This window comes from Nonomuraea corallina (genome assembly GCF_027620315.1).
GTDB classification, from domain to species: Bacteria; Actinomycetota; Actinomycetes; order Streptosporangiales; family Streptosporangiaceae; genus Nonomuraea; species Nonomuraea corallina.
Genome location: NZ_JAPNNL010000028.1, coordinates 14,494 through 38,354, shown reverse-complemented (window position 1 = coordinate 38,354; position 23,861 = coordinate 14,494). Strand labels below are relative to the sequence as shown.

The following is a 23,861-nucleotide window of genomic DNA, read 5'->3' as shown; positions in this document are numbered from 1 at the left end:
GGTCAGCAGTTCACGCAGTCCACGATGTCGACCACGTACAGCAGCCCGGCGGCCGGCGAGCCGAACGCGACCCTGCCGCCGACCCGCTGGCCGCGCAGCCCCTCCACCCAGCCGGCCGGCGCGCCGTCCCGGGCCAGCGTGAAGGCGGCCGGGCCGCCGGCGCGGTACGAGGAGTCCGCCACGGTCCTCGACGGCCACGCGACGGCGACGTACTGCACCACCACCTTGGATCCGGCGCGCACCGCGTCCCCCGAGCCCCCGATGAGCGTGCGGGCCGGGGCCTGCGGGGTGAGGTCGGCGGGCGGCGTGGGCAGCGGCCGGCCGACCAGGCGGGCGTCCGGCGGATAGCCGCCGAGCACGTCGATGACCGCCACCAGCGGCTCGTCGGGCCGCAGCCCTTCGGTGTCCGCGCGCAGGTCCGGGCCGAGCACCTGCGCGGCGGGCCCGACCAGCAGCACCCGGCTGCCCGCCGCCCGGCCGGCGACGGCCTCGCGCCAGGCGCGCGGGAGCGGCCGCCCGTCGAGCACGACCGCGACCGGCCGGTGGGTCTCGTACGTGCTCAGCCGGGAGACGTTGTCCTGCCACCGGCGGATCTCGACGTCGGCCAGCACCACGTCCCCAGGAGAGGTCAGCCGTCCCCGGCCCGCCACCAGCACCGCCATCCGCACCCGGTGACCGGGCCTGCCGCCGGGCACGGTCACCTGCGGCCTGACCCCGAACCCGCCCTTGACCTCGGGCATCGGGGCGGCGGCCGGGGCGGCGCCGCACGAGGCGGCGAGCAGGAGCACGGCGGGCCAGAGCAGGCGCAAGATTCCTCCGAAGGACGACTCGTCCGGATACTCGCCGCGATCGCCACATGGGATGCCCACCGGGTGACAAAGGCGCGGCACACTGAGAGGCGTGAGCAAGCCGAACCTGGCCCGCAGGGTCGCCCAGGCCGCCGAGATCGCGCTGGCCGACCATCGCTACGTGACGTTCATCGACGTGGTGACGGGGCTGCGCTGGCTGCACACGCGGCACGTCGACGTCTGGCGGCAGGGCCGGGCGGCCACGCTCGCCGAGTTGGCCGCGGTCGACGGCGACCGCCTGCTCACCACGGCCGCCCTGCTGCGCTCCTGGGCGGAGGCCAAGGGTCTGCGCCCGGTGCCGGCGCCGTACGTGTCGGGCAGCCGCGACCGCCGCCCGCTGCGCTTCACCGCGCATCCGGAGCAGGAGCCGTTCACCGTCCACTGGCTGTCGCCCGACCTGAGCGAGGCGCGGGTGCGGCGGATCGCCGAGCGCCAGGCCAGGCCGCCGGACCTGGTCGTGGTCGAGCCTTCGGCGGCGTGGACGTGTGCCGGGTGCGCCGACAGCGGACCGTACCTGATCATGGAGGACGACCGGCCGCACTGCCTGACCTGCGCCGACCTGGACCACCTGGTGTTCCTGGCGGCGGGGAACGCGGCGCTGAGCCGCCGGGCCAAGCAGGAGAGCGGGCTGGCGGCGGTGGTCGTCCGGTTCGACCGGCGGCGCAAGGTCTACCAGCGCCGCGGGCTGCTGGTCGAGGAGGAGGCGCTGGCCAGGGCCGAGGAGCGGTGCCTGGCCGACGAGGACGCGCGCTCGCGCCGGCGTGAGCGCGACCGGGAGCGCAGGGCCGAGCAGGACGTGGTCTACCAGGAGCGGATGGCGGCCGAGATCGCCCGGCTGTTCCCCGGCTGCCCGCCGGAGCGGGCCCGGTCCATCGCCGAGCACGCCGGTCTGCGCGGCAGCGGCCGGGTGGGCCGCACGGCGGCGGCCAGGGCCCTGGACGAGAACGCGATCACGTTGGCGGTGATCGCGTCGATCCGTCACCTGGACACCGGTTATGACGCCATGCTGATGGCGGGGGTGCCCCGGGCGGAGGCGCGCGAGCGGATCCGGGACGCCATCGAACGGAAACTGGCCGAGTTCAGGACGGGGTCGGGATGAGCGCATGGCACGACACCCGGGAGGAGCTGCGCGCGTTCGCGCTCGGCCTGCCGGAGGCGTGGGAGGACCACCCGTGGGGCGACACCGTCGTCAAGGTCGGCAAGAAGATCTTCCTGTTCCTCGGCGTCGAGGAGCCCACCGACAAGTGGCGGCCCACGTTCGGGGTGAAGCTGCGGACGGAGGCGCACGGCCACGCGCTCGCCGTCGAGGGCGCACGGCCCAGCGGCTACGGCCTCGGCAGGGCCGGATGGGTGACGGTGCCGCTGGAGTCGCCGCTGCCGCCGTCCGACGTGCTGATCGACTGGGTCGAGGAGAGCTACCGCGCCGTCGCGCCGAAGCGGGCGGTCAAGGAGCTGGACGGCCGGGTCACGTGACGGCGAGCCGGCGGGCGTACTTCTCGTCCCGCCACAGCTCCTTGTCCAGGACCTCCAGCAGGATCCGCGCCGCGTCGTGGACGTCCACGTAGCGGATGTAGAGCGGGGCCAGCCCGAACCGCAGGATGTCGGGCGCCCGGAAGTCGCCGTGCACGCCCCGGTCGATGAGCGCCCGCATCACCGGATACCCGTGGGGATGGCGGAAGGCGAGGTGGCTGCCGCGCCGTTCGGGGTCGGCGGGCGAGGCCAGTTCCAGGGCGTCGCCGACCAGGCCGGCGAAGATCTCGCCGAGCGCCACGCTCTTGGCGCGCAGCAGGTGCAGCGGCACCCGCTCCCAGACGTCCAGCGCGGCCTCCAGCGCGGCGAACGACAGCACGTGCGGCGTGCTCACCGCGAACCGCCTTACCCCGTGGGCCGGCCGGTAGCCGGGCTCGAACCCGAACGGCTCGGCGTGGCCGTACCAGCCCGACAGCACGTTGACGGCCTCGTCCTGGTGGCGCGGGTTCACGTACAGGAACGCCGGCGAGCCGGGCCCGCCGTTGAGGTACTTGTACGTGCACCCGACCGCGAAGTCGGCGCCCGACACGTCCACCGGCATGGCGCCGACGCTGTGGCAGACGTCCCAGATCATCAGCGCCCCCGCCGCCTGCACCCGGGCGGTCACCTCGATCACGTCGTGGCGTTCGCCGGTGCGGTAGTCGACCTCCGACAGCAGCACCGCCGCCACGTCGTCGAAGCGGCCCTCGGAGACGTCGCGCAGCTCGTAGCCGAGCGCCTCGGCCAGTCCCTGGACCATGTAGTGGTCGGTCGGGAAGTTGCGCGCGTCGGAGACGATGACCCGCCGGTCCGGGCGCAGCCGAGCCGCCGCCGCGACCGCCTGGTGGATCGCGATCGAGGTGGTGTTGCCCACGACGACCTGCCCGGGGCCCGCGCCGATGAGCGGCGCGATCCGGTCGCCGGCGGTCAGCGGCTGCTCGAACCAGCCGGCGCTGTTCCAGCCGCCGACGAGCTGGGCGCCCCACTCGTCCTCGACCGTCCTGCGCACCCGTTCGGGGGCGTGGCGCGGGAGCGCGCCGAGCGAGTTGCCCACGAGGTAGATGACCCCTTCGGGGAGCACGAACTCGTCCCTGAACTCCCGCAGCGGGTCCTCGGCGTCCAGGGCGAGGCAGCGGTCGCGATCCAGCAACTGGTCACTCCTTAGGGGGAATGGTGGCGATAACCCGATTTGTACCATTTTGGTACTGGCGGGCATACCAGTTCTGCACCGGGTCATGCGTCGCCGGATGCAGCCGCAGCGCCCCGCGCGGGCTGGGCAGCTCCCCCACCCTGCCCAGCTCCGTCATCAGGTCGCCGCCCCGGGCAGCGGCCCGATCCAGCAGCCGCATGGCGTCCCAGCTCTGCACCGCCACCACCGACGGGTTCTGCCCGGTCCGGGTCTGCCACCTGGCCACGAAGGCGGTGTTCTCCGGGTTCTCCAGCACCGGCGCGTACAGGCCGACGCTGACGACGCCCTCCGCGTCCGGCCCGATGGCCGCGAGCACGTCCTCGTCCATGAGGTTCTGACCGGTCAGCAGGTCGATCCTGGCGTCGTAGCCGAGCTGCTTGAACGCCTTGGCGAAGGTGACCGCCTCGCCGCCCGCGTAGAACGCGTACAGCAGCTCCGCCTCCGGCGGGATCCGCGCGAGGTACGGCGCCAGGTCCAGCGTCCTGCCGTACGGGGTCAGGATGCGCGCCAGCTTGCCCGCCCCGTACCCCTCCTCGAAGCCGTCCAGGGTCTCGACGCCGGCCGAGTAGTCGGAGGCCATGAGCACGGCGGGGCGCCGGCCGTGGGCCTCGGCGGCGTAGCGGCCCGCGGCGTGCCCGTGCTCGTGGTTGGTGAACGACACCCGGAACACCCCCGGCCCGCCCAGCTCGTCGGCCCCGGCGTTGGCCACCACGACCGGGGTCCCCCGGGCCTCCTCCACCACGGCCTCGGCGACCGGCGAGGCCAGCAGCCCGGTGATCACGTCCACCCGGTCGCGCTCGATGAGCCGTCTGGCCGCCTGCCTGCCCTGCCCCGGCGTGCCGCCGTCGTCGGCGACGACCAGCCGGGCGGGCCTGCCGCCCAGCTCGCCGCCGCTCGCCTCCAGGAACAGGCGCATGGCCTGTTCCATCTCGTCACCGAGCAGGGCGAAGACGCCGGTCTGGGAGACGATCACACCCACCCTGACCTCGCCGTCCTCGTGCTGCGACGGCTGCGGCGCCGACCCGCCGCCGCAGCCCGCGGCCATCAGCACCACCAGCCCGACGACAGGCGGTAACCGCATGATGAGCTCCCCTCAGCCCAGGAACGCCTCGGCGTTGCGGCGCAGCAGCTTGTCCCGCGCCGCGTCGGTGAGGAACCCGGCCGTCCTGATCAGCCCGCCCGCGGGCGACTCGCCCAGCGGGTACGGGTAGTCCGAGCCGAGCATGACGTGGTCCTCGCCGAAGGTGTCCACGAGCAGGCGCAGCGCCCGTTCGTCGAAGACGGCCGAGTCGACGCTGAACCTGCCGAGATAGCCGGACGGCGGCAGCCGCGAGACGCCGATCACGTCTTTCCTGCGGTGCCAGGCGTTCTCGAACCGGCCCAGCCAGAACCCGAACGACCCGCCGCCGTGCGCGAAGCAGATGCGCAGGGTGTCGGGGACGCGGTCGAACACGCCGCCGAGGATCATCGCCAGGATCGACAGGTGGGTCTCGGCCGGCATGCCGACCAGCCATTGCGCCATCCACCGGTCCAGCCGCGGCCCTGACGGCATGTCCCACGGGTGCACGAACACCGGGACGCCCCGGCCGGCGCAGTGGGCCAGGAAGCGCACGATCCCGTCGTCGTCCAGGTCGCGGTCGCCGGCGTGGTTGCCGATCTCGACGCCCCGATGCCCGTTGGCCAGGCACCGGTCCAGCTCCTCGCAGGCCAGGTCGGGGTCCTGCAGCGGCACCTGGCAGAACGGCACCAACCGGTCCCCGTCGCAGATCTCCAGCGCCAGGTCGTTGAAGATCCGGGCGATCCGCACGCCCTCGGCGGCCGGCCGGTCGTAGCCGAAGAACACCGGCGTCGGCGAGACCACCTGACGGTCCACCCCGTCGCGGTCCATCGCCTCCAGCCGCGCCCGGGGGTCCCAGCACTCGTGGCCGATCCGGCGGAACTCGGCGCCGCCGACGAGGATGACGGCTTCCCGCTCGGACTCCACCCGCAGGCTCGGCGCTCCCGGCCGGCCCAGGTCGGGCCAGCCCTTGGGCACGTGGTGGGTGTGGACGTCAGTGATCATTCAGCCCTTGCCCGGGTGGAGCGCGCCGCAGCCCGGGCAGGTGCGCGCCTTCTCGTCGGCGTAGAACGCGTTGAACACCGGCGGCAGGTCCTCGACGATGTCGCGTACCTGGAGCTCCACCTCGTGGACGAGCGAGCCGCACCGCTCGCAGTACCACTGGAACCGCTCCAGCGTGCCCTCCGGCCGGATCCGCTCCACCACCAGCCCGACCGACCCCTCCTCGGGGCGCTGCGGGGAGTGCGGCATCGACGGCGGGAGCAGCCACATCTGCCCCTCCCTGACGTGCACGGTCTCCGGCCCCCGGTCGGTGATCACGTTGACGTGCATGTTGCCGCGGATCTGGTAGAAGAGCTCCTCGTACGGGTCGACGTGGTAGTCGGTGCGGGAGTTCGGCCCGCCGACCACCATGACGATGAAGTCCTCGGCCCCCTCGAAGACCACCTTGTTGCCCACCGGCGGCTTGAGCAGGTGGGCGTGCTCGTCGATCCACTTGGTGAAGTCGATCGGGGGAATCATGATCTCTCCAATGGGTGATAGGCGACGGCCTGCATCTCGATCAGCAGGTGCGGGTGCGGCAACTGGTGGACGGCGACCGTGGTCCTGGTCGGCCCCTCCTCGTCGAAGAACTCGGCGTACACCTCGTTGTAGCCCTTGTAGTCGTTCATGTTGACGAGATAGGCGGTGATCTGCACCAGGCCGGCCAGCGAGCAGCCGGCCGCCTTGAGTATGTCGCCGAGGTTCTCGATGACGGCCCTCGTCTGGGCGCGGATGTCGAGGTCGGTGACGCCCAGCTCGTCGGCCTCCGCGCCGGCGAAGGTGTTGTCCGGCCTTCTGGAGCTGGTGCCCGAGATGTACAGGAAGTCACCGGCGCGGCGGGCGTGCGGGAACCGGCCGCGCGGCGTCGCCTTGCCCTCGACCAGCAGCGCCCGGCCGTGGTCGCGCGTCATCGGGAGAACACCGCCCGGACCGAGCCCAGCCCGTCGATGTGGGCCTCGAACGCGTCGCCGGGCTCGGCCGGGACCACCGGCCCGAGCGCGCCCGTCAGGACCACGTCACCGGCCCGCAGCGGGAAGGGCGTGCGGCCGAGCGCCCCGGCGAGCCACACGGCCGCGTTGAGGGGGTGGCCCATGCACGCCGCGCCCGCGCCGGCCGAGACCTCCGCGCCCGCGCGGGTCATGCGCATGCCGGCCAGCCGCAGGTCGGAGCCGATCAGCGGGGCGGGCGTGTTGCCCAGCACGAACGCGCCGGCGGAGGCGTTGTCGGCGACGGTGTCGGGGAGCGTGATGTCCCAGCCGGCGACGCGCGAGTCGGCGATCTCGATGGCGGGCAGCACGAAGTCGATCGCCCTGATCACCTCGGCCACCGTGAAGGGCCCGCCCACCAGGTCGGCGCCCATGACGAAGGCGATCTCCGCCTCGACCCTGGGCTGGAGGAAGCGCGTGATGGGGATGGGCAGCCCATCGAGATACGACATATCCGCAAAAAGCATGCCGTAGTCGGGATGGTCGATGCCGAGCCGCTCCTGCGCCTCCCGATGGGTGAGGCCGATCTTCCGGCCCACCAGCCGACGTCCCTCGTCCAGCGCCCGGCGCGTGTTGATCTCCTGTACGGCGTACGCCTCCCGCGTGGTGCCGACCACGTCGCGCACGGGCTCGCACGGCTTGCCGGACCGCGCGGCCTCCGCCAACCGGTCGGCGGCGTCGGTGCGCCCGTCGACCGCCTGCGACCATTCATCCTGCATCGGGTAACTCCCGCTTGATCGTTGTCGTGCCCATAGCATCGTCTCTCGCCGCGTCGCCGCGCGCCATGTCGCTGATGTTGCCCACGCGCGACCTGTCTTGAGGGTCATCTTCCCGTAGCCGTCCGCCGCGGACATCATGGTCCGGTGGCGCGCACGTGGGATTTGTGGGGAAACGTCATTATTGCTGGTACCTTTGCCCTTCCCTGGGCCGCGGCAGCCGTCGTGCTCCTGTCGCGTCGGCGCGCCCGCCGCGGGCACCCCGCGGCCCTGCGCACCGCGCTGGCCGACGTCGGGATCGCGGTCGGCACCGCCCCCTGGATCTGGATGATCCTCACCCCGGCGGGCGGCGCGGAGGGCGTCAGCCTGATCCCGTTCCGGGATCTCGCCGCGGTGCTGCGGGCGCCGTGGGAGACGGCGTTCGTGCAGGTCGGGGGCAATCTGCTGGTGTTCGCCCCGCTCGGCGCGCTGCTGCCCGTGCGCTCCGCGCGCCTGGCCTCCCCGGCCCGCGTGGCCGCGGTCGCGGCGCTCGCCTCACTGCTCGTGGAGACCCTCCAGTACGTCCTGCGACTCGGCCGGTTCTCGTCCGTGGACGACGTCCTGATCAACACGGCGGGGGCGGTGGCGGCCGCGGCGGTTACGCGCCGCTGGTGGGCCGGGCCCGCAACGGTCGGCCCTTTTCGCGGGTAACGGCCCGATAAAAACGGGCCGTTGTCACCACACAGGCATACACCGCTCAAAAAGAGACACGCAACCAACCTCTGTACCTGTGCGATCGTAGACAAGACGGGGCAAGTTCTCTGGAGACGCCAAACCCGGTTGGTGACAGAGGGTGATCTAACTGTGTCTGAATCCCCGGTACCCCACGAACCTCCCATCTACCGCCAGATCGCCGACGCACTCCGCGACCGGATCCACTCCGGCGACCTGCGCGACGGGGACCGGCTACCAGGCGAGAACGCTCTCATGACCGAGTACGCGATCGCACGGGCCACCGCCAGGCAGGCGCTCGCGGTTCTGATCAACGAAGGTCTGGCCGTACCGAAGCGAGGCTCGGGGGTCTACGTGCGACTGTTCAAACCGATACGCAGGCACGGCTCCCGCCGTCTGGCGCGCGAGCAGTGGGGCGAGGGACGATCGATCTGGGACGCCGACACCCGCGGCCGTCCCTTCACCGTCGACCAGGTCGAGGTGGTCCGCGAGCAGGCCCCCGCCGAGGTGGCGCACATGCTCGGCACCCCCGATGTCTGGGTGCGCCGGCGCCGCTACCTGGTCGACGCCAGGCCCGTGCAGCTGGCCACCTCCTACTTCCCCGCGCCGCTCGTCGAGGGCAGCCCGATCACCCAGGAGGACACCGGTCCCGGCGGCGTCTACGCCCGGCTGCGCGACCTCGGCCTGCCTCCCGCGCACTTCACCGAGGAGGTCCGCGCCCGCATGCCGAGCCCCCGCGAGAGCGGCCTCCTGGGCCTGCCGGCCGGCACCCCGGTCATCGTCGTCGACCGCACCGCCTTCCTCACCGGAGGGTCGCCGGTGGAGGTCAACGAGATGGTGCTGGACGCCGCGGCATACGTACTCCAGTACGACTTCGACGCATGAGTCAAGCGATTTTGTCAAGTGGCTACGTTGACCTGACCCCTTCGATCATTGTGTTCTCTAGAGAGGTGGCGCACTCTCGAAAGTGGATGGAACCTCGAACAGGGGCCCTCGGAGGGTTTGATCAGATGACCTTTGACCGGCATCTCGCTGAGATCGCCCGAGAGTTCCCGCAGTGGACCATCTGGCGAAGCGATGCCGGGCGCTGGTGGGCGACGCGCCACCACCCGCTCAGCGACGCGCAGCGCGACGCCGGCGGCGCGATGACCATCGACGCGGACGACCCCGACAACCTGCGCGAGCAGCTCCGGGACCAGCAGAGGCTGGCGGGCGAGTTCGAGCGGCGAGCCGGCCCCGCTCCTCCGTGAGCGGCGGGCCGCCTCGCCCGCCGCCACCACGATCCGCCCGGTGCCGTGTCCAGCGTCTCGGCGGCCCCGGCACCGGGCCACCAAGAGGGGGCACGCGTGGAAGCCTCCGACCCGATCGGGGGCGGAGGCTTCCACCCGCTACTTGCGCAGTTCGAGCCGGCCCAGGTTGACGTCCGTGTCGTCGGCCGACCGCTCCTCGCGCGGCTCGTCCTCCTCCTCGACGATCACCCGGACGTCGTCCTGGTCCTGCCCGCTGGGCAGCTGGGGCTGCGCCGCGGGCGGCGCGATCGCCTCGGGCGTCAGCGGGCCCGCCCCGGCCTCCTTGCGCATCAGGTCGCTCAGCACCGAGTTGACCTCGTTCAGCCTGCGCACCACCTCGTTGTGGGTGTTGCTCAGATACTCCACCCGGCGGCCGGCGTGCTCGTCGAGCGAGGCCACCCGCTGCTGCGCCGCGGCCAGCGCCGCCTCGGCCTCGGCGTGGGCGGCGGCGACGGTCCGCTCCGCCTCGGCCCGCGCCCCGGCCAGGGTCTGCTCCGACTCGGCCGTCGCGGTCGACACCAGCCGCTCGGCCTCCTCACGCGCCACGGTCACCAGGTGCTCCGACTCGGCCCGCGCCTGCTGCAGCATCGCGTCGGCCTCGGCGCGCGCGGAGGTACGGGCCTCCTCCGCGTCGGCCCCCGCCTGCTCCAGCATGCGCTCGGCCGCCTCGGTGGCCTCGCCGACCCGCCGCTCGGCCTCCGCCTGCGCGGAGGTGAGCATCTTGTCGGCGGTCTCCCTGGCGGAGGTCAGCAGCCGGTCCGACTCGGTCTTGGCGGACTCGCGCAGCGCGGTGCTCTCGGCCTCGGCCTCCTCCCGCAGGGCGGCGGCCTCCTCCTGGCCGAGCTTGAGGATCTGCTCCAGCCGGGTGCTCGGGTTGAAGTTCTGCGGCACCTCGGCGATCTGCCGCCTGGCGTCCACGAGCTCGAGGCGGCTCTGCTCCGCCTGGTCGATCGCGCGCGCCAGCCGCTCCTCCAGATCCCTGATCTGGTTACGGGTCTTGGCCATGTAGTCGTGCACCTGGCGGCGGTTGTAGCCGCGCATGGCGATGTCGAAGATGTCTTCCTGCATCAGGTCGGGAATGCTGTCGTGCCCGTGTGTCATGGGGATTACCTATACGTTCGCGTGAGGCGGGGGAAACTGCGGATTGTGAGGATCTGATGACGAGACGTCAGTAATCGACTCTCCTGCCTCCTGCCCCCGACCGCAACCGGAATGCCGGAGCCGAGCGGGAAATGGCGGGAATTACGATGGGTGGGATGTACATCGCTGCATTGGACGACGGGGCGATCCCGGAGATCCACCCGGACGCGTACGTCGCCCCCGGCGCCGTCGTGGTCGGCAGGGTCACGATAGGCCGGGCGTCGAGCATCTGGTACGGGTCCGTCCTGCGGGCGGACGGCGAGCGCATCGAGATCGGTGAGGAGTGCAACGTCCAGGACCTCTGCTGCCTGCACGCCGATCCCGGTGAGCCGGCCGTCCTGGAGCCGCGGGTGAGCCTGGGCCACAAGGCCATGGTCCACGGCGCCCACGTCGAGACGGGCGCGCTGATCGGCATCGGCGCGATCGTGCTGGGCGGCGCCCGCGTGGGCGCGGGCACCCTCGTCGCGGCCGGCGCGCTGATCGGGCCCGGCAAGAAGATCCCGGCGGGGGTGCTGGTGGCCGGGGTGCCGGGGAAGGTCGTGCGCGAGCTGACCGACGACGACCGGGCCTCCTTCGCCCGTACGCCGGACACCTACATGGCGGCGGCGCTCAGGCATCGGCGGGCGTCAGCGCTTTGATCAGCACCTCGTCCGAGACCGACGCGGTGTTCAGCGGGTCGGCGTAGTCGGGGAGCTCCGGCCTGAGGAACCTGACGTAGTCGACGGTCATCCTCAGGTCGGGGCGCCCCCTCACCAGCTTGGCGTTGCCCTTGACGTGGTCCCTCTTGAGCGCGGCGTAGCTGTCCCAGTCGGAGTACGCGGTCACGCCCCACTGGAGCACCTCGGGGAACTCGGTCGGCCAGCGGTCGGCCACCTTCCACTCGCCGCCCTCCTCCTTGTAGAGCGCGGCGCACACCCTGCCCACCCGGGCCAGCACGAACTCCGTCCAGCCGCCCTTGGCGGCCACCTCCTTGGGCTTGGAGCTGCCGTCCTCGGTGTACTTCGACTCGATCCGGCCCGGCCTGTCGGTGGTGCCGGTGGTGATCGACACCCAGTTGGGGTTGTCGTACGAGCCGGGCACCCGGGCCATCAGGCCGCCGAGCGAGAACTTGCGCGCGGGCCTGCCGCCCCGTCTGCTCTCGACCTTCACCCGGGCGTGCATGACGATGTCGCCGGCCAGGTCCTGGTAGACGAACGGGCCGCGGAAGCCGTCGAACCAGGCGGAGGTCCTGGGCTCCAGGTACATGGCGCCCTTGGCGGTCGCGTTGACGTCCAGCTTGGCGAGGCGGTCGACGTCCTTCTCCTTCTCGCTGAGCTTGAGCCACATCGCCAGGTCCTTGGCGGTCGTGAACTCGGTGGAGGCGCCGCCCACCTCTCCGCCGGGCGTGGGCGGCCGCGCCTTGGCGAGAGTGAGCACCCCGGGGCCTTCCAGCTGCGGCGGGGCGGCCGTCACCGTCCCGCACCCGCTCACCACGCCCACGACCGCCATCATGCCCGCCAGTCTCGCCCTCATAGCCGACATTCTGCCGTCTACTCCTGACCCTCGGTTCCGGTCTGGCGATTACGATGGCCGCCGTGGACCCTTGGAATGCGTTCACCGCCGCCGAAGCGGAGATCCACGCGATGGTCCATGACCCGCGCTGGCGGGAGCTGCCCGACAACGCCCGCGCGCACGCCATCGCGGCCAGGACGCTGGTGACCCGCGAGGGCGACCGGTGGTTGTTCGGCGCGCACGCGCGCTGGCACCTGCTCGACCCGGCCGACGGCCGCTGGCATCTGGCTCCGCCGCCCCGGCGCGTCCGCGTCCGGCGGGTGGGCCACTCCCCGGCGGCGCTGCCCCGGTCGGTGATCCCGCGCGGCCCTGACTTCGCCGGCGAGCCGGGCTCGACCCAGGCCTTCGTCGGCCCCGACGTGCCGCCGCGGCTCTGCGCGCACATCAGCGACCTGCTGCGGGCCAACTGCCTCAGGAGCGAGACCGACCATCCCCTCTCCGCCTTCGACGACGTCTTCGCCGCCGACGTGCCGAGCACGGTCGCCGCGATCTGGGGGACGATCATGTGGTGCGCCTACGCGCCCGCCTTCGACGGCAACGAGCGGCTGATCACCATGTTCGGCGAGTTCCTGCGGCGGCCGCTGCCGGGCGACGAGTGGGTGCGCTGGCTGCCCGCGCCACGGCTGGCGGACCTGGCCAGGCTCGTGGCCGAGCGGCACCGCGCCGGCCATGAGCGCGTCTCGCTGCGCCTGACCGCGTTGATCGCCGACACCGCGCATCTGCTGCTGTCCGACACCCGGTTCAGGCCGCGGGCGCTGGCGCTGCTCACGATGGTGGAGCCCGCGCTCAAGCGGCCGGGCCTGGACGACGAGGCGGCCGGGCGCGGCGACCATGCGCTGCGCCGGGCCTGGCTGCGCCGCTGCCCGCCCCGGCTGGCCAGGGCGCTGATGGCGGAGACCGACCCGGAGTCGGACCTGTCGCACGCGGTCTACGAGCTGGTCGAGGCGCTGGCCTTCACGCCCGATCCGCCCCGGGCCGCCGCCGCCTATCTGGCCGACCTGTCCGACTCCAAGGGGTCGCTGCCGCCCCGGCTCGACCACCGGCTCCGTCACGCGTACGAGGAGCTGGTGCGGGCGGGGCTGACGAGCACGTCGGCGGCCGAGCGCACCGAGCCGGACGGTTTTCCGGTCCGGCTCTCGCCGGCGCATTACGGCCATTACCCCGATACCGGTTCCTTTACCGGGCCAGGGGGAGGGCCCGATACGCGCACGGGCGGCATTCCGGAGCCCGGCAGGCCGGATTCAGGTCACACGTCGGGCACGACGTCGGAGGGCGCCGCGAGACGGCGGCTCAGGCTGCCGGGAATCACGCTGCTCGACCGGCGCGGCGGGTTCACGCACGTGCGCGAGGAGGCGGGGACGGGCCTGATGCCGCCCGACCGCGACAGCACGGCGGCGGTGCTCGGGGCGGCGTACGCGGTGGGGCTGGCCTGGCATCGCGTGTCGGGCGCGCGGGTGCCGGAGCGGGGCTTCGCGGGGTCGGCGGCGCTGGTGCGCCGCCTCATCAGCGAACGTGACGATCCCGGCAGTCCCCGCTAAACCAGTAATGCCGCTATTTCACTCTAAGCCCGCCTATATCGTTCTAACACTTAAGATCATATCTATTTAGCTGAATTGTGATCTCCACCTGCGGAAATGATCCGCTTGGGGCCTCATCGGCGACGAAAGGAATGACTCCGATGGGCCATGTCGCCGGAAGAGCTCGCACCGTAACCTCGAAGAGGGTGTGGGCTGCGGAAGGGAAGGACGACGCGGTGGGGCACGAAACTCTGGACTCCCGGGTCCATGACCGTGTCGCGTTGGACGAGATCGCGCTTTACGCCGAGGTGCTCACCGCCGTCGCTGTCAGCGAGCGGCGGCTTACCTTGGACGAGCTCGACGACGCGCTCGGATTGCGGACTTCGGTCAGTCACTGAAGACGATCACATGACCTCGTCCCGGACTCCTCAAGGGGTCCGGGACATGTCATGTCGGGGGTGGCTCACGATGACTAGTCCTCCTGGGGGGTGTCCGCCTACGAGCGGACGAGCCGCGCGATGGCGGCCGAGGCCTCCTTGACCTTCGCGTCGGCCTCAGGGCCGCCGGTGGCGATGGCGTCGGCGACGCAGTGGGAGATGTGCTCCTCCAGGAGCCCCAGCGCCACCGCCTGCAGCGCCCGCGTGGCCGCGGAGACCTGGGTGAGGACGTCGATGCAGTAGGCGTCGTCGTCGACCATGCGCTGCAGACCCCTGATCTGCCCCTCGATCCGCCTGAGCCGGGTCAGGTAGGCCTGCTTGTCTCCGCTGTACCCATGCATGCCTCTACGGTACCCGCTACCGGTATCACTCAGCGGAGTCCGGCGAACAGCTTCTCCCACTGCTCGCCCACCTCGTCGGCCCCGTGGCGGATGGCGGTGTCGAGCGCCCCCGCGGCCAGCGAGCGCCGTCTGCGCTCGTCGCCGATGAGCGCCAGCAACGCCGCGGCGAACGCCTGCTCGTCGGCGCCGGGCACCAGCACGCCGTTGTAGCCGGTGGCCACCAGCTCGGCGGGTCCATGAGGGCCCTCGAACGCCACCACGGGCACCCCGCAGCCCATCGCCTCCAGCACGGTCATGCCCAGGTCGGCGGTGTGGGAGGTGTTGGCCACGATGGACGCCTTGGCGAACTCGCCGGTCAGGTCGGGCGTCGTGCCCATGAAGTAGACGTGGTTGTGCAGGCCCAGCTCGTCGACCAGCGCCCGCAGCCGCCGCTCCTCCGGGCCGCTGCCGTACAGCCTGAGCCGCCAGTCAGGCCGCTCGGCGCAGACCACGGCGAAGGCGCGGATCAGCCTGTCGTACGCCTTGGCGGCCACCCAGCGGCCGCCCGCCGCCACGATGCGGTTGTCCATCCGGGAGCGCGGCCACAGCGAGCCGGGCAGCGCGTCGGGGATGGCGTGCACGGGCGGCCCGGAGTCGAGCAGGTCGCTCCACTCCTCACGGGCCGGCTCGGTGGCCGCCACGACCGCGTCCAGACGCGGGTAGAGCTTCCTGACCGGGCCGGGGACCGCCGGCCTGCCCCACTCGCGGGCGATGCGCAGCGTCTCGCGCGGGGCGTGCCGGGCGGCCTGGACGCTCAGCCCCGGCCTGGTGGTGATGAGGACGTCGCTCCTGAGCGAGCGCAGCACCCGCCAGAGCGCCACCTCGGTCCGCACCTGGCCCTGCGGGAACAGCCGTCTGACCCCGGGCCTGGCGTCGACCACCGAGCGCATGTCCACGCCCGCGGCGACCGGGAAGAACGGCTTCTCCTTCTGCCTCCTGAGGCTGATCACCTCGACGTCGTGGCGCTGGGCCAGCGCGCCGGCGAGGCTGAGCATGGAACGGACGTCCCCGCGCATGGCGTAGGCGGAGGAGAGCAGGAAGCTGACCTTCACCCGCCCACCTCGATGCGCAGCTCGTCGTCGGCCGTGTAGGAGGGCTTGATGGGCACGCCGTCGATCCGGGCCGAAGGGTACTGCAGGCGGCGGCGTTTGCCGTCGACGTCGTCGAGCCAGCCGCCCAGCCGCAACGGCTCGCCGAGGCCGTCCACCTCCAGCGACGGCTCCCACGTGCCCGACGCCTCGGGGTCGGCGGCGAGCACGTCGACCAGCGAGACCGCGGCGTGGAAGCGCACGCCCTGCACGGTGGCGGTGGCCGACACCCGCATGCCCGTCTGCCTGCGGTGCAGCGCCAGCGTGGCCTCGTGGCGGGACTCGTCGTCCGCCAGGCCCGTGTAGGCGAGCAGGCCGGTCACCTCGAAGCGGCCCTCCCTGAACCAGACGGCACGCACCTCCGCCACGGGCGCCGCCTCGTCGATCTTCAGCGCGAGGTAGCCGTTGCGGGTGCGGTAGGACCGGTAGGCCAGCGTGCGCTTGCAGAGCGCGTACGCGTCGAGGTGGTCGAGCGAGAAGCCGGGGTCGATGCTGCGCAGCCGGCTGCGCCTGCCCTGGTGGCGCAGGTAGGCGTCCCAGCGCCCGGCGGTGAGCAGCAGTGGGGCCAGCGACACGGCGACGGTGGCCTCGCGGGTCTCGGCGCCGGGCGTGCCCAGGGTCACCTCGCGCTCGACGCCGCTGGTGCGGTGGCGCAGCACCAGCTCGGTGCCGCCGGGCAACGGCTCGGCCATGGCCAGTCGCAGGGCGAGGACGTCGGCAAGGGTGACTTCGGCGTCTGTCACGACGACAGCTGTCACAAGCCCCCCTCCCCGTCGAATAGAGCCATGCGACGTTGAGGTTACCGTGATTTTCCCGTTATGTGGATGCCAGATTTACCGCGATCAGCCCTCTTGACCGGCGAAACTCCTCCACACGGGCGTGTGGAGGAGTTTCACTTCGCGGGTCAGGCGGAGGTCTTCACGGATTTGATCAGGAGTTGCGCGACGTCCACGACTTCGAGCGACTCCTTGGCCTCTCCGGAGTTCTTCTTCTCGTTGATCGCGTCGCCGAGCATGACCATGCAGAACGGGCAGGCGGTGGACACGGTGTCCGGGTTCGTGGTCAGCGCCTCGTCCACCCGCTCGGTGTTGATCCGCTTGCCGATCCGCTCCTCCATCCACATGCGGGCGCCGCCCGCGCCGCAGCAGAAGCCGCGGTCCTTGTGGCGGTGCATCTCCTGGGTCTGCACGCCCGGCACCTTGGACATGATGTCGCGCGGCTGGGAGTAGACCTTGTTGTGGCGGCCCAGGAAGCACGGGTCGTGGTAGGTGATCTTCTCCTCGATCGGCGTGATCGGGGTCAGCTTGCCCTCGTCGACCAGCTTGGCCAGCAGCTGGGTGTGGTGGATCACCTCGTAGGTGCCGCCGAGCTGCGGGTACTCGTTGGCCAGCGTGTTGAAGCAGTGGGGGCAGGTGGCGACGATCTTCTTGACGCCCGCCTCGTTCAGCGTCTCGATGTTCTGCTGGGCGAGCATGTTGAACAGGTACTCCATGCCCAGGCGGCGGGCCGGGTCACCGGTGCAGGCCTCCATCGGGCCGAGCACCGCGAACTTCACCCCGGCGATGTGCAGCAGCTCCGCGACCGCCTTGGTGGTCTTCTTGGCCCGGTCCTCCAGGGCGCCGGCGCAGCCGACCCAGAAGAGGTATTCGGCGTCCTCGGGCATCTTCTCGTCGACCAGCTCCACCTCGAAATCGAGCTCCTCGATCCAGTCGGCCCGCTTCATCTCCGACATGCCCCACGGGTTGGCCTTGTTCTCCAGGTTCTTGACCATCACCCCCGCCTCGGACGGGAACGACGACTCGACCATCACCTGGTAGCGGCGCATGTCGATGATGTGGTCGATGTGCTCGATGTCGACCGGGCACTGCTCGACGCAGGCGCCGCAGTTGGTGCACGACCAGAGCACGTCCGGGTGGATCACGCCGTCCTCGCCGACCAGGGGCTTCTCCAGCAGCGCGAGCACGTCGGTGTCCTTGTGCTCGGCGCCGCCGTTCTGCGCGGCCATCAGGTAGGGGGCGACGGCGAAGGCGTGGTCGCGCTGGTCGAGGATGAGCATCTTGGGCGACAGCGGCTTGTCGGTGTTCCACGCCGGGCACTGCGACTGGCAGCGGCCGCACTCGGTGCAGGAGTAGAAGTCGAGGAAGCCCTTCCACGTGGTGTCGCCGATCTTGCCCCGGCCCAGCCGCTCGGGGTCGAGGTCCTCGTCCTCGAAGTCGACCGGCTTGCCGTCGACGCGCATCTCGGGCACCGCGCCCAGGCCGTCGGGCCGGCGCGAGAACAGCACGTTCAGCGGCGCGGTGAAGATGTGCAGGTGCTTGGAGTGCACCACGATGATCAGGAACACCAGCATGAAGCCGATGTGCAGGAGCAGCGCGATCTCCTCCAGCAGGTGGCTGGCCGGCAGCACCTCGCCGAGCGGGATCGACACGAACGCGCCCGAGGAGTAGGGCAGGTTGCCGTTGGCCGCCGCCGCGCCCCTGGCCAGGAAGAGCGTCCAGATGATGTTGAAGATCATGAACAGGACGAGCCACGCGCCGCCCAGGTGGGACCCGGAGAAGCGGGACTTGCGGCCGAGAGTCTTCGGCGAGTTCTTGAGCCGGATGGCCGCGAAGGCGACCAGGCCGAGCAGACAGGCGACGGCGATGAAGTCCTGCAGGAACCCGAGGACCGGCCACTGCCCGATGAGCGGGATGTGGAAGTTCGGCCTGCCGGTGACGGCGCCCTGGATGATCGCGCCGTACGCCTCGATGTAGACGGTCAGCAGGATGAAGAACGCCCACATGACGAAGAAGTGCGCCACGCCGGACGGCGTCCACTTCAGCAGCTTCTTCTGGCCGAACACCTCCACCAGCTGCGCCTTGGCCTCGGCGCCGGCGTTGGCCTTGGCGTACTCGATCCGCTCAGGAGCCGGTGGGCCCACCGTGGCGAGCTTGAACAGGAATAGAGCCCTGCGGCCCGCCACGGCCACCGCCGCGACGGTCATCACGAGCCCGATGATGGCTACCCAGAGCACGGGTCCTCCCACAACGACGTTGGCTTGCCAGCGTACGGTGACCGCGCTGACCTGGCCCCCTCGGGATCCTACCTACGAGTAACTTCCAGAGGGTAACCGTGTTCACCTTATGGCGCGGAGCTGTTACAGAACAATGCTCTAGCCTGTGAGATAGCGCTGAATCGTCGGCGCTATCAACTCCACCAGTTCCTCCGGCGCGGCGCTCGCGATGGGCTCCAGGCGGAGCACGTGCCGCGCCATGACCACGCCGAACATCTGCGCGAACGCGGCCTCGACCCGCAGGTGGGGGATGCCGAGCTGGTCGGCCACCCGGTAGAGCAGCGCGTTCGTCATGAACTCCTGGAACATCACCCGCGCCTGCTCGTGGGTCATCGCCGAGCGGATCAGCGCCACCAGCGGCTCGCGGGTCTCCGGCTCCTGGGTCACCGCGAGCACCATCGTGACCAGTCGCCTGCCGATCTCCTCCCGGGGACCGTCGAGCAGCACCGCCTGCACCCGGTCGGGCGACAGCGGCAGTTGCATGGCCGCCGCGAACATGCCCTCCTTGGTGGCGAAGTAGTGGTGCACCAGCGCCGGGTCGACCTGGGCCTCCCTGGCGATGCCGCGCACCGTCGCCTTGTCGAAGCCCTTCTCGGCGAAGACCTTCCGCGCCGCCGCGAGGATCTCCCCGCGCGTGTCGGCGGAGCCTGGACGCCGCCCGGGACGCCGCTTGATGGTGCTCACGCCCTCACCGGCCCACGGCCAGGTAGACGCGCATCGGCACCGACATCACGCCACCGGGGAACTCCTTGACCAGCTCCGCCCGCTGCCGCTCCACCAGCGCGTCGGCCTCGGCCTCCGGCATCGCCGCCATGTACGAGTGAGAACGCAGGTCGAGCAGGAACTCCTCGACCCCGACCAGGCGGGTCCACGGCATCCAGCGCTCCCCCACCACCTCGAACACGGCCGCGATCGGCGGCGGCGACCACTCCGCCCTGGCCGGCCCCCAGTAGGTGGGGCACGCCCCGGCCAGCCGCTCCTCGTGGGCGGCCAGCCACTCGGCCTGGGCCGCGTGCGCGAAGTTCCAGCAGGCGGCGATGACCCCGCCCGGCCGCAGCACCCGCCTGGCCTCCTCGATCGAGGCCGCCGGGTCGAGCCAGTGCCAGGACTGGCCGTACGTCACCAGATCGGCGCAGCGTCCGGCCAGCGGCAGCGCGTTGCCGTCGGCCCGCACCGCGGCCACCCCCGCCGTGCCCTTGGCCCGCAGCCTGGCGAGCATCTCCGCGCCCGGATCGACCGCGACCACCCGGGCGCCGCGGGCGCGCAGGGCGTGCGCGAGCTTCCCCGTGCCGGCCCCCACGTCGACCACCGTGGCGCCGTCGAGCGGCACGCCCGACACCTCCGCCAGCGCCAGGTAGAGCTCGTCGGGATAGCCGGGCCGGCCCGCGTCGTAGGCGTCGGCCACCCGCTCGAACGCCAGGCCGAGTTCGGGGCTCGGCCCCGTGCGCAGACGGTCGTGGTTCATCGCGAGGCCGCCAGGTAGAGGCGGGCGAAGGCCAGCGCCTCGGCCAGGTCGTCGATGCGCTCCGAACGGCTGGCCGCCTTGCGGGTGTTGATCTCCAGGACGACCAGGCCGTCGTAGCCGTTGCGGGCCAGCCGCTCCAGCATGGGCGCGCACGGCTGGCTGCCCCGGCCGGGCACCAGGTGCTCGTCCTTGTTGGTCACGCCGCTGCCGTCGGCCAGGTGGAGATGGGCCAGCCGGTCACCGAGCTTGGTGGCCATCTCCATGGCGTCGGAGCCCGACACGGCGGTGTGCGACAGGTCGAGCGTGACGTGCGGGAAGTCGTAGTCGATCGGGTTCCAGTCGGGTGAGTACGGCACCACGTCGTTGCCCCTGGCCCGAAGCGGGAACATGTTCTCGACCGCGAAGACCACGTCGGTCTCGTCGCGCATGCGGGCCAGACCGGTCTCGAACTCGCGGGCGTAGTCGCGCTGCCAGCGGAACGGCGGGTGCACGACGACCGTGGACGCGCCGAGCCGCTCGGCCGCCTTCTGGGCGCGGACGAGCTTGGCCCACGGGTCGCGCCCCCACACCCGCTGCGTGACGAGCAGGCAGGGCGCGTGGATGGCGAGGACGGGCACCTCGTAGTGGTCGGAGAGCCGCTCGATCACGTCGATGTCCTGGCTCACCGGGTCGGCGCCGACCATGATCTCAACGCCGTCGTAGCCCAGGCGGGCCGCCAGCTCGAACGCATCGGGCGTGCGTTCCGGATATACCGAAGCGGTGGACAATGCGATCTTCGCATTGGGCACGCGGATGACATCAGCCACGTTGCCAGCCTAAGCCGGATGTCCCGTGCCGGCGCGCCACCACGTACGGTTGTCGCATGCCCAGGACGGTCCGCGGCGCGATTCCGAGCCCCAACATCTGGCACACCCCCCACGTGTACGAGCTGGAGAACCGCGCCGTCGACCCCGGCGACACCGCCGGAGCGGCGATGCGCGAGCTGCGGCCGTGGCGTGGCGCGACCGTGCTCGACATCGGCTGCGGCACCGGCTACCACCTGCCCGGCTACGCCGCCGAGGCGGCGCGGGTGATCGGCGTGGAGCCGCACCGCGGCCTGGCCGCCGCCGCCCGCCGCCGGTGCGCCGCGCTCCCGTCCGTCGAGGTGCGCGAGGCGGCCGCCCAGGACCTGCCGCTCCCCGACGCCTCGGTCGACGTCGCGATCGCGCGCTGGGCGTACTTCTTCGGGCCGGGCTGCGAGCCGGGCCTGCGCGAGCTGTCGCGGGTGGTGCGGCGCGGCGGCGCGGCCTTCGTGCTGGACCTCGACGCCTCCCGTGGCGCGTTCGGCCGGTGGTTCCAGCGCACGGTCCCGTCCTACTCCGCGCCGGAGGTGGAGGCGTTCTGGGACCGCCAGGGCTGGCTGCGTCGCCCCCTCGACCTGCGCATGGTGTTCGAGCGGCGGGCCGACCTGGAGGCGGTGCTGCGCATCGAGTTCGCCCCCGAGGTGGCCGAGCAGGCCATCGCCGAGACGTCCGGGCTGGAGCTGGCCTACCCGAACGTGCTGCGCTGGCGCTTCTACTGAGGGCTTGACCTTGACGCCGGTGTCAATGTCTACCGTGGGCTCATGCGCATCGGAGAGCTGGCCCGGCGGACCGGGGTGAGCACCCGTTCCCTCCGCTACTACGAGCAGCACGGGCTGCTCAGCGCCCGCCGGGGCGCCAACGGCTACCGCCTCTACACGGAGGGGGACGTCCGGCTGGTGTCGGAGATCCGGGCGCTGCTGTCGGTGGGGTTCACGCTGGAAGACACCCGCCCGTTCGTCGACTGCCTGCGCTCCGGTCATGACAGCGGCGGGTCCTGCCCCGAGTCGGTGGCCGTCTACCAGCGCAAACTCGCCGAGATCGACGACGAGGTCCGGCTGCTGCTCGCCCGCCGCGCCGAGGTCGCCGCGCAGCTCGCCGGCTCGTGCGAAGACTGCTTCTTCAGAGGAGAGACATGATCACGCTCACCGCGGACAACTTCGAGGAGCGGGTGCTCGCCGCCCGCGAGCCGGTGCTGGTGGACTTCTGGGCCGAATGGTGCCCGCCCTGCAAGATGGTCGCCCCCGTACTGGAGGAGATCGAGGCCGAGCTGGGGCTGACCATCGGCAAGCTCGACACCGACCAGCACCCCGAGCTCCAGGCCCGCTACGGCGTCATGAGCCTGCCCACGCTGCTGCTGTTCGAGAACGGCCAGCCGGTCAGGCAGGTCGTCGGCGCCCGGCCCAAGCGCGTGCTGGTCCGTGAGCTGGGCCTGACCCAGGCTCCGCGGGATCAGCCGGATGTCGGTCCGGCCCGCTAGCCTGCTCGCCATGGCCAAGACTGCCCAGAAGCCCGGATACCGCTGCGCCGAGTGCGGCTGGCGCACCTCCAAGTGGGTGGGCCGGTGCGGCGAGTGCCAGGCGTGGGGCACCGTCGACGCGGAGGGCGGCCGGGCCGGCGCCCATGTCGTCCAGGCCGGCGCCACCACCGCCCCGGCGCTGCCGATCGGCCAGGTCAAGGCCGAGATCGCCGCCGCCCGCACCACCGGCGTCGGCGAGCTCGACCGGGTGCTCGGCGGCGGCCTGGTGCCGGGCGCGGTCGTGCTGCTGGCCGGCGAGCCCGGCATCGGCAAGTCGACGCTGCTGCTGGAGGCCGCCGCCCGCATGGCCGAGCGCGAGACCGTCCTCTACGTCACCGGCGAGGAGTCCGCGGCCCAGGTCCGGCTCCGCGCCGACCGCATCGACGCCGTCCGCGACCGGCTCTACCTCGCCGCCGAGACCGAGCTGTCGGCCCTGATCGCCCACGTGGACAAGATCCAGCCGCGCCTGCTCGTGGTCGACTCGGTGCAGACCGTCGGCTCCGCCCAGGCGACCGGCGTCCCCGGCGGCGTCACCCAGGTCCGCGAGGTCGCGGCCAACCTCGTGCGCCTGGCCAAGGAGCGCGACATGGCGACCGTCCTGGTCGGCCACGTCACCAAGGAAGGTTCCATCGCCGGCCCCCGCACCCTCGAACACCTCGTGGACGTGGTGCTCAACTTCGAGGGCGACCGCCACTCCCGGCTCCGCATGGTACGAGCGATCAAGAACAGGTTCGGCCCCACCGACGAGGTCGGCTGCTTCGACCTGCACGAGCGCGGCATCGAGGGCATCACCGACCCCAGCGGCCTGTTCGTCTCCCGCCGCACCGACCCGGTCCCCGGCACCTGCGTGACCGTCACGGTCGAGGGCACCCGCCCGCTGCCCGCGGAGGTCCAGGCCCTGGTGGCGCGCACCGAGGCCCAGCAGCCCCGGCGCACCTCCTCCGGCCTCGACACCTACCGCGTCCAGATGGTCCTGGCCGTGCTGGAGCGCCGGCTCAACGCCCGGCTGGGCGGCTGCGACGTCTTCACCGCCACCGTCGGCGGCATCAAGCTCGGCGACCCGGCCGTCGACCTGGCCGTCATGCTCGCCGTCGCCAGCGCCGCGGGCGACAAGCCGCTGCCGGCCGGCCTGGTCGCGCTCGGCGAGGTCGGTCTCGCGGGCGAGCTCCGCCCGGTCAAGGACGTCCGCCGCCGCCTCACCGAAGCGGCCCGTCTCGGCTTCAAGCGCGGCCTCGTCCCGCTCGGCTCCCTCGACGAGGGCAGGCGCAAGGCCGGCGGCCAGCGCTCCCTCGTCCCGGTCGGCCCGGTCGCCTTCGCCCCCGGCTTCGAGGTCGTCGAGGCCGAGAACGTCTGGGACGCCCTCACCCACGTCACCTGACCCCCGCGAGCGGCCCTTTTCGGGGCCGGGCGGTTGAGCTACGGACATCGGCGGGACGTCTAGCCTCCCAGAGCCGACGTGACCGCCGCCGTGACGGGGTCGCGCACCGGCCGCGGCCGGTCCACGAACGCCCTCAGGTCGCCGCCACG

At 71.9% G+C, this 23,861-nt stretch carries 27 protein-coding genes; 11 read left to right on the top strand and 16 right to left on the bottom strand.

Translation table 11 applies throughout. From position 1 onward, the window contains the following. Window positions 1–2: 2 nt before the first annotated feature. Window positions 3–809 (bottom strand): FKBP-type peptidyl-prolyl cis-trans isomerase, encoded by an 807-nt coding sequence (locus tag OUY22_RS10285; protein ID WP_270154609.1) that lies wholly within the window; start codon window positions 807–809, stop codon window positions 3–5. 91 nt (window positions 810–900) lie between these two features. Here OUY22_RS10285 and OUY22_RS10280 point away from each other — a divergent pair, with 91 nt between their 5' ends. Next, complete coding sequence (locus tag OUY22_RS10280; protein ID WP_270154608.1) at window positions 901–1,947, top strand: DUF2293 domain-containing protein; 1,047 nt, start codon at window positions 901–903, stop codon at window positions 1,945–1,947. Further along, the gene (locus OUY22_RS10275; protein WP_270154607.1) at window positions 1,944–2,321 is read left to right on the top strand and encodes an MmcQ/YjbR family DNA-binding protein; all 378 of its coding nucleotides are present in this window, start codon (window positions 1,944–1,946) and stop codon (window positions 2,319–2,321) included. The genes OUY22_RS10280 and OUY22_RS10275 overlap by 4 nt, the downstream gene beginning before the upstream one ends. Here the strand turns inward: OUY22_RS10275 and kynU are convergent. From kynU to OUY22_RS10245, 6 genes are read right to left on the bottom strand one after another with little or no spacing between them, the layout of a single operon-like run. Further along, window positions 2,314–3,555, bottom strand: coding sequence for a kynureninase (gene kynU, locus OUY22_RS10270; protein ID WP_270154606.1), 1,242 nt, complete (start codon window positions 3,553–3,555; stop codon window positions 2,314–2,316). The genes OUY22_RS10275 and kynU overlap by 8 nt on opposite strands. Next, on the bottom strand, window positions 3,512–4,627 hold the full coding sequence (locus OUY22_RS10265; RefSeq protein WP_270154605.1) for an ABC transporter substrate-binding protein: 1,116 nt from the start codon (window positions 4,625–4,627) through the stop codon (window positions 3,512–3,514). Before OUY22_RS10265 ends, kynU begins: the two co-directional genes overlap by 44 nt. A 12-nt stretch (window positions 4,628–4,639) precedes the next feature. After that, window positions 4,640–5,608 (bottom strand): amidohydrolase family protein, encoded by a 969-nt coding sequence (locus OUY22_RS10260; protein WP_270154604.1) that lies wholly within the window; start codon window positions 5,606–5,608, stop codon window positions 4,640–4,642. Beyond that, a complete protein-coding gene (locus OUY22_RS10255; protein WP_270154603.1) occupies window positions 5,609–6,124 on the bottom strand; it encodes a 3-hydroxyanthranilate 3,4-dioxygenase in 516 nt (171 codons plus the stop codon). It lies immediately after the preceding gene. Further along, a complete protein-coding gene (locus tag OUY22_RS10250) occupies window positions 6,121–6,555 on the bottom strand; it encodes a RidA family protein (protein ID WP_270154602.1) in 435 nt (144 codons plus the stop codon). The genes OUY22_RS10255 and OUY22_RS10250 overlap by 4 nt, the downstream gene beginning before the upstream one ends. Then, on the bottom strand, window positions 6,552–7,349 hold the full coding sequence (locus OUY22_RS10245) for a 2-keto-4-pentenoate hydratase (protein WP_270154601.1): 798 nt from the start codon (window positions 7,347–7,349) through the stop codon (window positions 6,552–6,554). The genes OUY22_RS10250 and OUY22_RS10245 overlap by 4 nt, the downstream gene beginning before the upstream one ends. 222 nt (window positions 7,350–7,571) lie before the next feature. Here OUY22_RS10245 and OUY22_RS10240 point away from each other — a divergent pair, with 222 nt between their 5' ends. From OUY22_RS10240 to OUY22_RS10230, 3 genes are all read left to right on the top strand, one after another. Continuing rightward, a complete protein-coding gene (locus tag OUY22_RS10240) occupies window positions 7,572–8,036 on the top strand; it encodes a VanZ family protein (protein WP_270154600.1) in 465 nt (154 codons plus the stop codon). Between the two features lie 153 nt (window positions 8,037–8,189). Next, on the top strand, window positions 8,190–8,942 hold the full coding sequence (locus tag OUY22_RS10235) for a GntR family transcriptional regulator (protein ID WP_270154599.1): 753 nt from the start codon (window positions 8,190–8,192) through the stop codon (window positions 8,940–8,942). Between the two features lie 125 nt (window positions 8,943–9,067). Further along, complete coding sequence (locus OUY22_RS10230; RefSeq protein ID WP_270154598.1) at window positions 9,068–9,307, top strand: hypothetical protein; 240 nt, start codon at window positions 9,068–9,070, stop codon at window positions 9,305–9,307. Between the two features lie 138 nt (window positions 9,308–9,445). Here OUY22_RS10230 and OUY22_RS10225 read toward each other — a convergent pair whose 3' ends face one another. Next, window positions 9,446–10,447: a coiled-coil domain-containing protein gene (locus OUY22_RS10225; RefSeq protein WP_270154597.1), complete on the bottom strand. Its 1,002-nt coding sequence runs from the start codon at window positions 10,445–10,447 to the stop codon at window positions 9,446–9,448. A gap of 155 nt (window positions 10,448–10,602) precedes the next feature. Between OUY22_RS10225 and OUY22_RS10220 the strand changes: the two genes are divergently transcribed. Next, window positions 10,603–11,124 carry a gamma carbonic anhydrase family protein gene (locus tag OUY22_RS10220; RefSeq protein ID WP_408638137.1) on the top strand — a complete coding sequence of 174 codons (522 nt, stop codon included), beginning with the start codon at window positions 10,603–10,605 and terminating at the stop codon, window positions 11,122–11,124. Here OUY22_RS10220 and OUY22_RS10215 read toward each other — a convergent pair. After that, window positions 11,096–11,998 carry a hypothetical protein gene (locus OUY22_RS10215; protein ID WP_270154595.1) on the bottom strand — a complete coding sequence of 301 codons (903 nt, stop codon included), beginning with the start codon at window positions 11,996–11,998 and terminating at the stop codon, window positions 11,096–11,098. The two genes, OUY22_RS10220 and OUY22_RS10215, sit on opposite strands and share 29 nt — an antisense overlap. Window positions 11,999–12,060: 62 nt before the next feature. Between OUY22_RS10215 and OUY22_RS10210 the strand changes: the two genes are divergently transcribed. Then, window positions 12,061–13,575 carry a hypothetical protein gene (locus tag OUY22_RS10210; RefSeq protein ID WP_270154594.1) on the top strand — a complete coding sequence of 505 codons (1,515 nt, stop codon included), beginning with the start codon at window positions 12,061–12,063 and terminating at the stop codon, window positions 13,573–13,575. Between the two features lie 475 nt (window positions 13,576–14,050). Here the strand turns inward: OUY22_RS10210 and OUY22_RS10205 are convergent, their stop codons facing one another. The 7 genes from OUY22_RS10205 to OUY22_RS10175 all read right to left on the bottom strand — a co-directional run bounded on the left by OUY22_RS10205 (window position 14,051) and on the right by OUY22_RS10175 (window position 20,782). Then, on the bottom strand, window positions 14,051–14,332 hold the full coding sequence (locus OUY22_RS10205) for a metal-sensitive transcriptional regulator (RefSeq protein WP_049560737.1): 282 nt from the start codon (window positions 14,330–14,332) through the stop codon (window positions 14,051–14,053). A gap of 29 nt (window positions 14,333–14,361) precedes the next feature. Next, the gene (locus OUY22_RS10200; protein WP_270154593.1) at window positions 14,362–15,423 is read right to left on the bottom strand and encodes a glycosyltransferase; all 1,062 of its coding nucleotides are present in this window, start codon (window positions 15,421–15,423) and stop codon (window positions 14,362–14,364) included. Beyond that, window positions 15,420–16,202: a hypothetical protein gene (locus OUY22_RS10195; protein WP_270154592.1), complete on the bottom strand. Its 783-nt coding sequence runs from the start codon at window positions 16,200–16,202 to the stop codon at window positions 15,420–15,422. The genes OUY22_RS10200 and OUY22_RS10195 overlap by 4 nt, the downstream gene beginning before the upstream one ends. 161 nt (window positions 16,203–16,363) lie before the next feature. Continuing rightward, complete coding sequence (locus OUY22_RS10190; protein ID WP_270154591.1) at window positions 16,364–18,472, bottom strand: (Fe-S)-binding protein; 2,109 nt, start codon at window positions 18,470–18,472, stop codon at window positions 16,364–16,366. A 138-nt stretch (window positions 18,473–18,610) separates the two neighbouring features. Continuing rightward, window positions 18,611–19,195 (bottom strand): TetR/AcrR family transcriptional regulator, encoded by a 585-nt coding sequence (locus tag OUY22_RS10185; protein WP_270154590.1) that lies wholly within the window; start codon window positions 19,193–19,195, stop codon window positions 18,611–18,613. Window positions 19,196–19,199: 4 nt separating this feature from the next. After that, window positions 19,200–19,976 carry a class I SAM-dependent methyltransferase gene (locus OUY22_RS10180; RefSeq protein WP_270154589.1) on the bottom strand — a complete coding sequence of 259 codons (777 nt, stop codon included), beginning with the start codon at window positions 19,974–19,976 and terminating at the stop codon, window positions 19,200–19,202. Next, on the bottom strand, window positions 19,973–20,782 hold the full coding sequence (locus OUY22_RS10175) for a sugar phosphate isomerase/epimerase family protein (protein ID WP_270154588.1): 810 nt from the start codon (window positions 20,780–20,782) through the stop codon (window positions 19,973–19,975). Before OUY22_RS10175 ends, OUY22_RS10180 begins: the two co-directional genes overlap by 4 nt. 56 nt (window positions 20,783–20,838) lie before the next feature. On the opposite strand from OUY22_RS10175, the gene OUY22_RS10170 reads away from it, so the two are divergent. Genes OUY22_RS10170 through radA form a run of 4 tightly spaced genes read left to right on the top strand, consistent with a single transcriptional unit; the run spans window position 20,839 to window position 23,712 of the window. Further along, entirely contained in the window at window positions 20,839–21,537 is a 699-nt protein-coding gene (locus OUY22_RS10170; protein WP_270154587.1) for a class I SAM-dependent methyltransferase, read from the top strand. Window positions 21,538–21,579: 42 nt separating this feature from the next. Then, complete coding sequence (locus OUY22_RS10165; protein ID WP_270154586.1) at window positions 21,580–21,954, top strand: MerR family transcriptional regulator; 375 nt, start codon at window positions 21,580–21,582, stop codon at window positions 21,952–21,954. Further along, on the top strand, window positions 21,951–22,295 hold the full coding sequence (gene trxA / locus OUY22_RS10160) for a thioredoxin (protein ID WP_270154585.1): 345 nt from the start codon (window positions 21,951–21,953) through the stop codon (window positions 22,293–22,295). The genes OUY22_RS10165 and trxA overlap by 4 nt, the downstream gene beginning before the upstream one ends. A 10-nt stretch (window positions 22,296–22,305) precedes the next feature. Beyond that, the gene (gene radA, locus OUY22_RS10155) at window positions 22,306–23,712 is read left to right on the top strand and encodes a DNA repair protein RadA (RefSeq protein WP_270154584.1); all 1,407 of its coding nucleotides are present in this window, start codon (window positions 22,306–22,308) and stop codon (window positions 23,710–23,712) included. Window positions 23,713–23,861 lie beyond the last annotated feature (149 nt).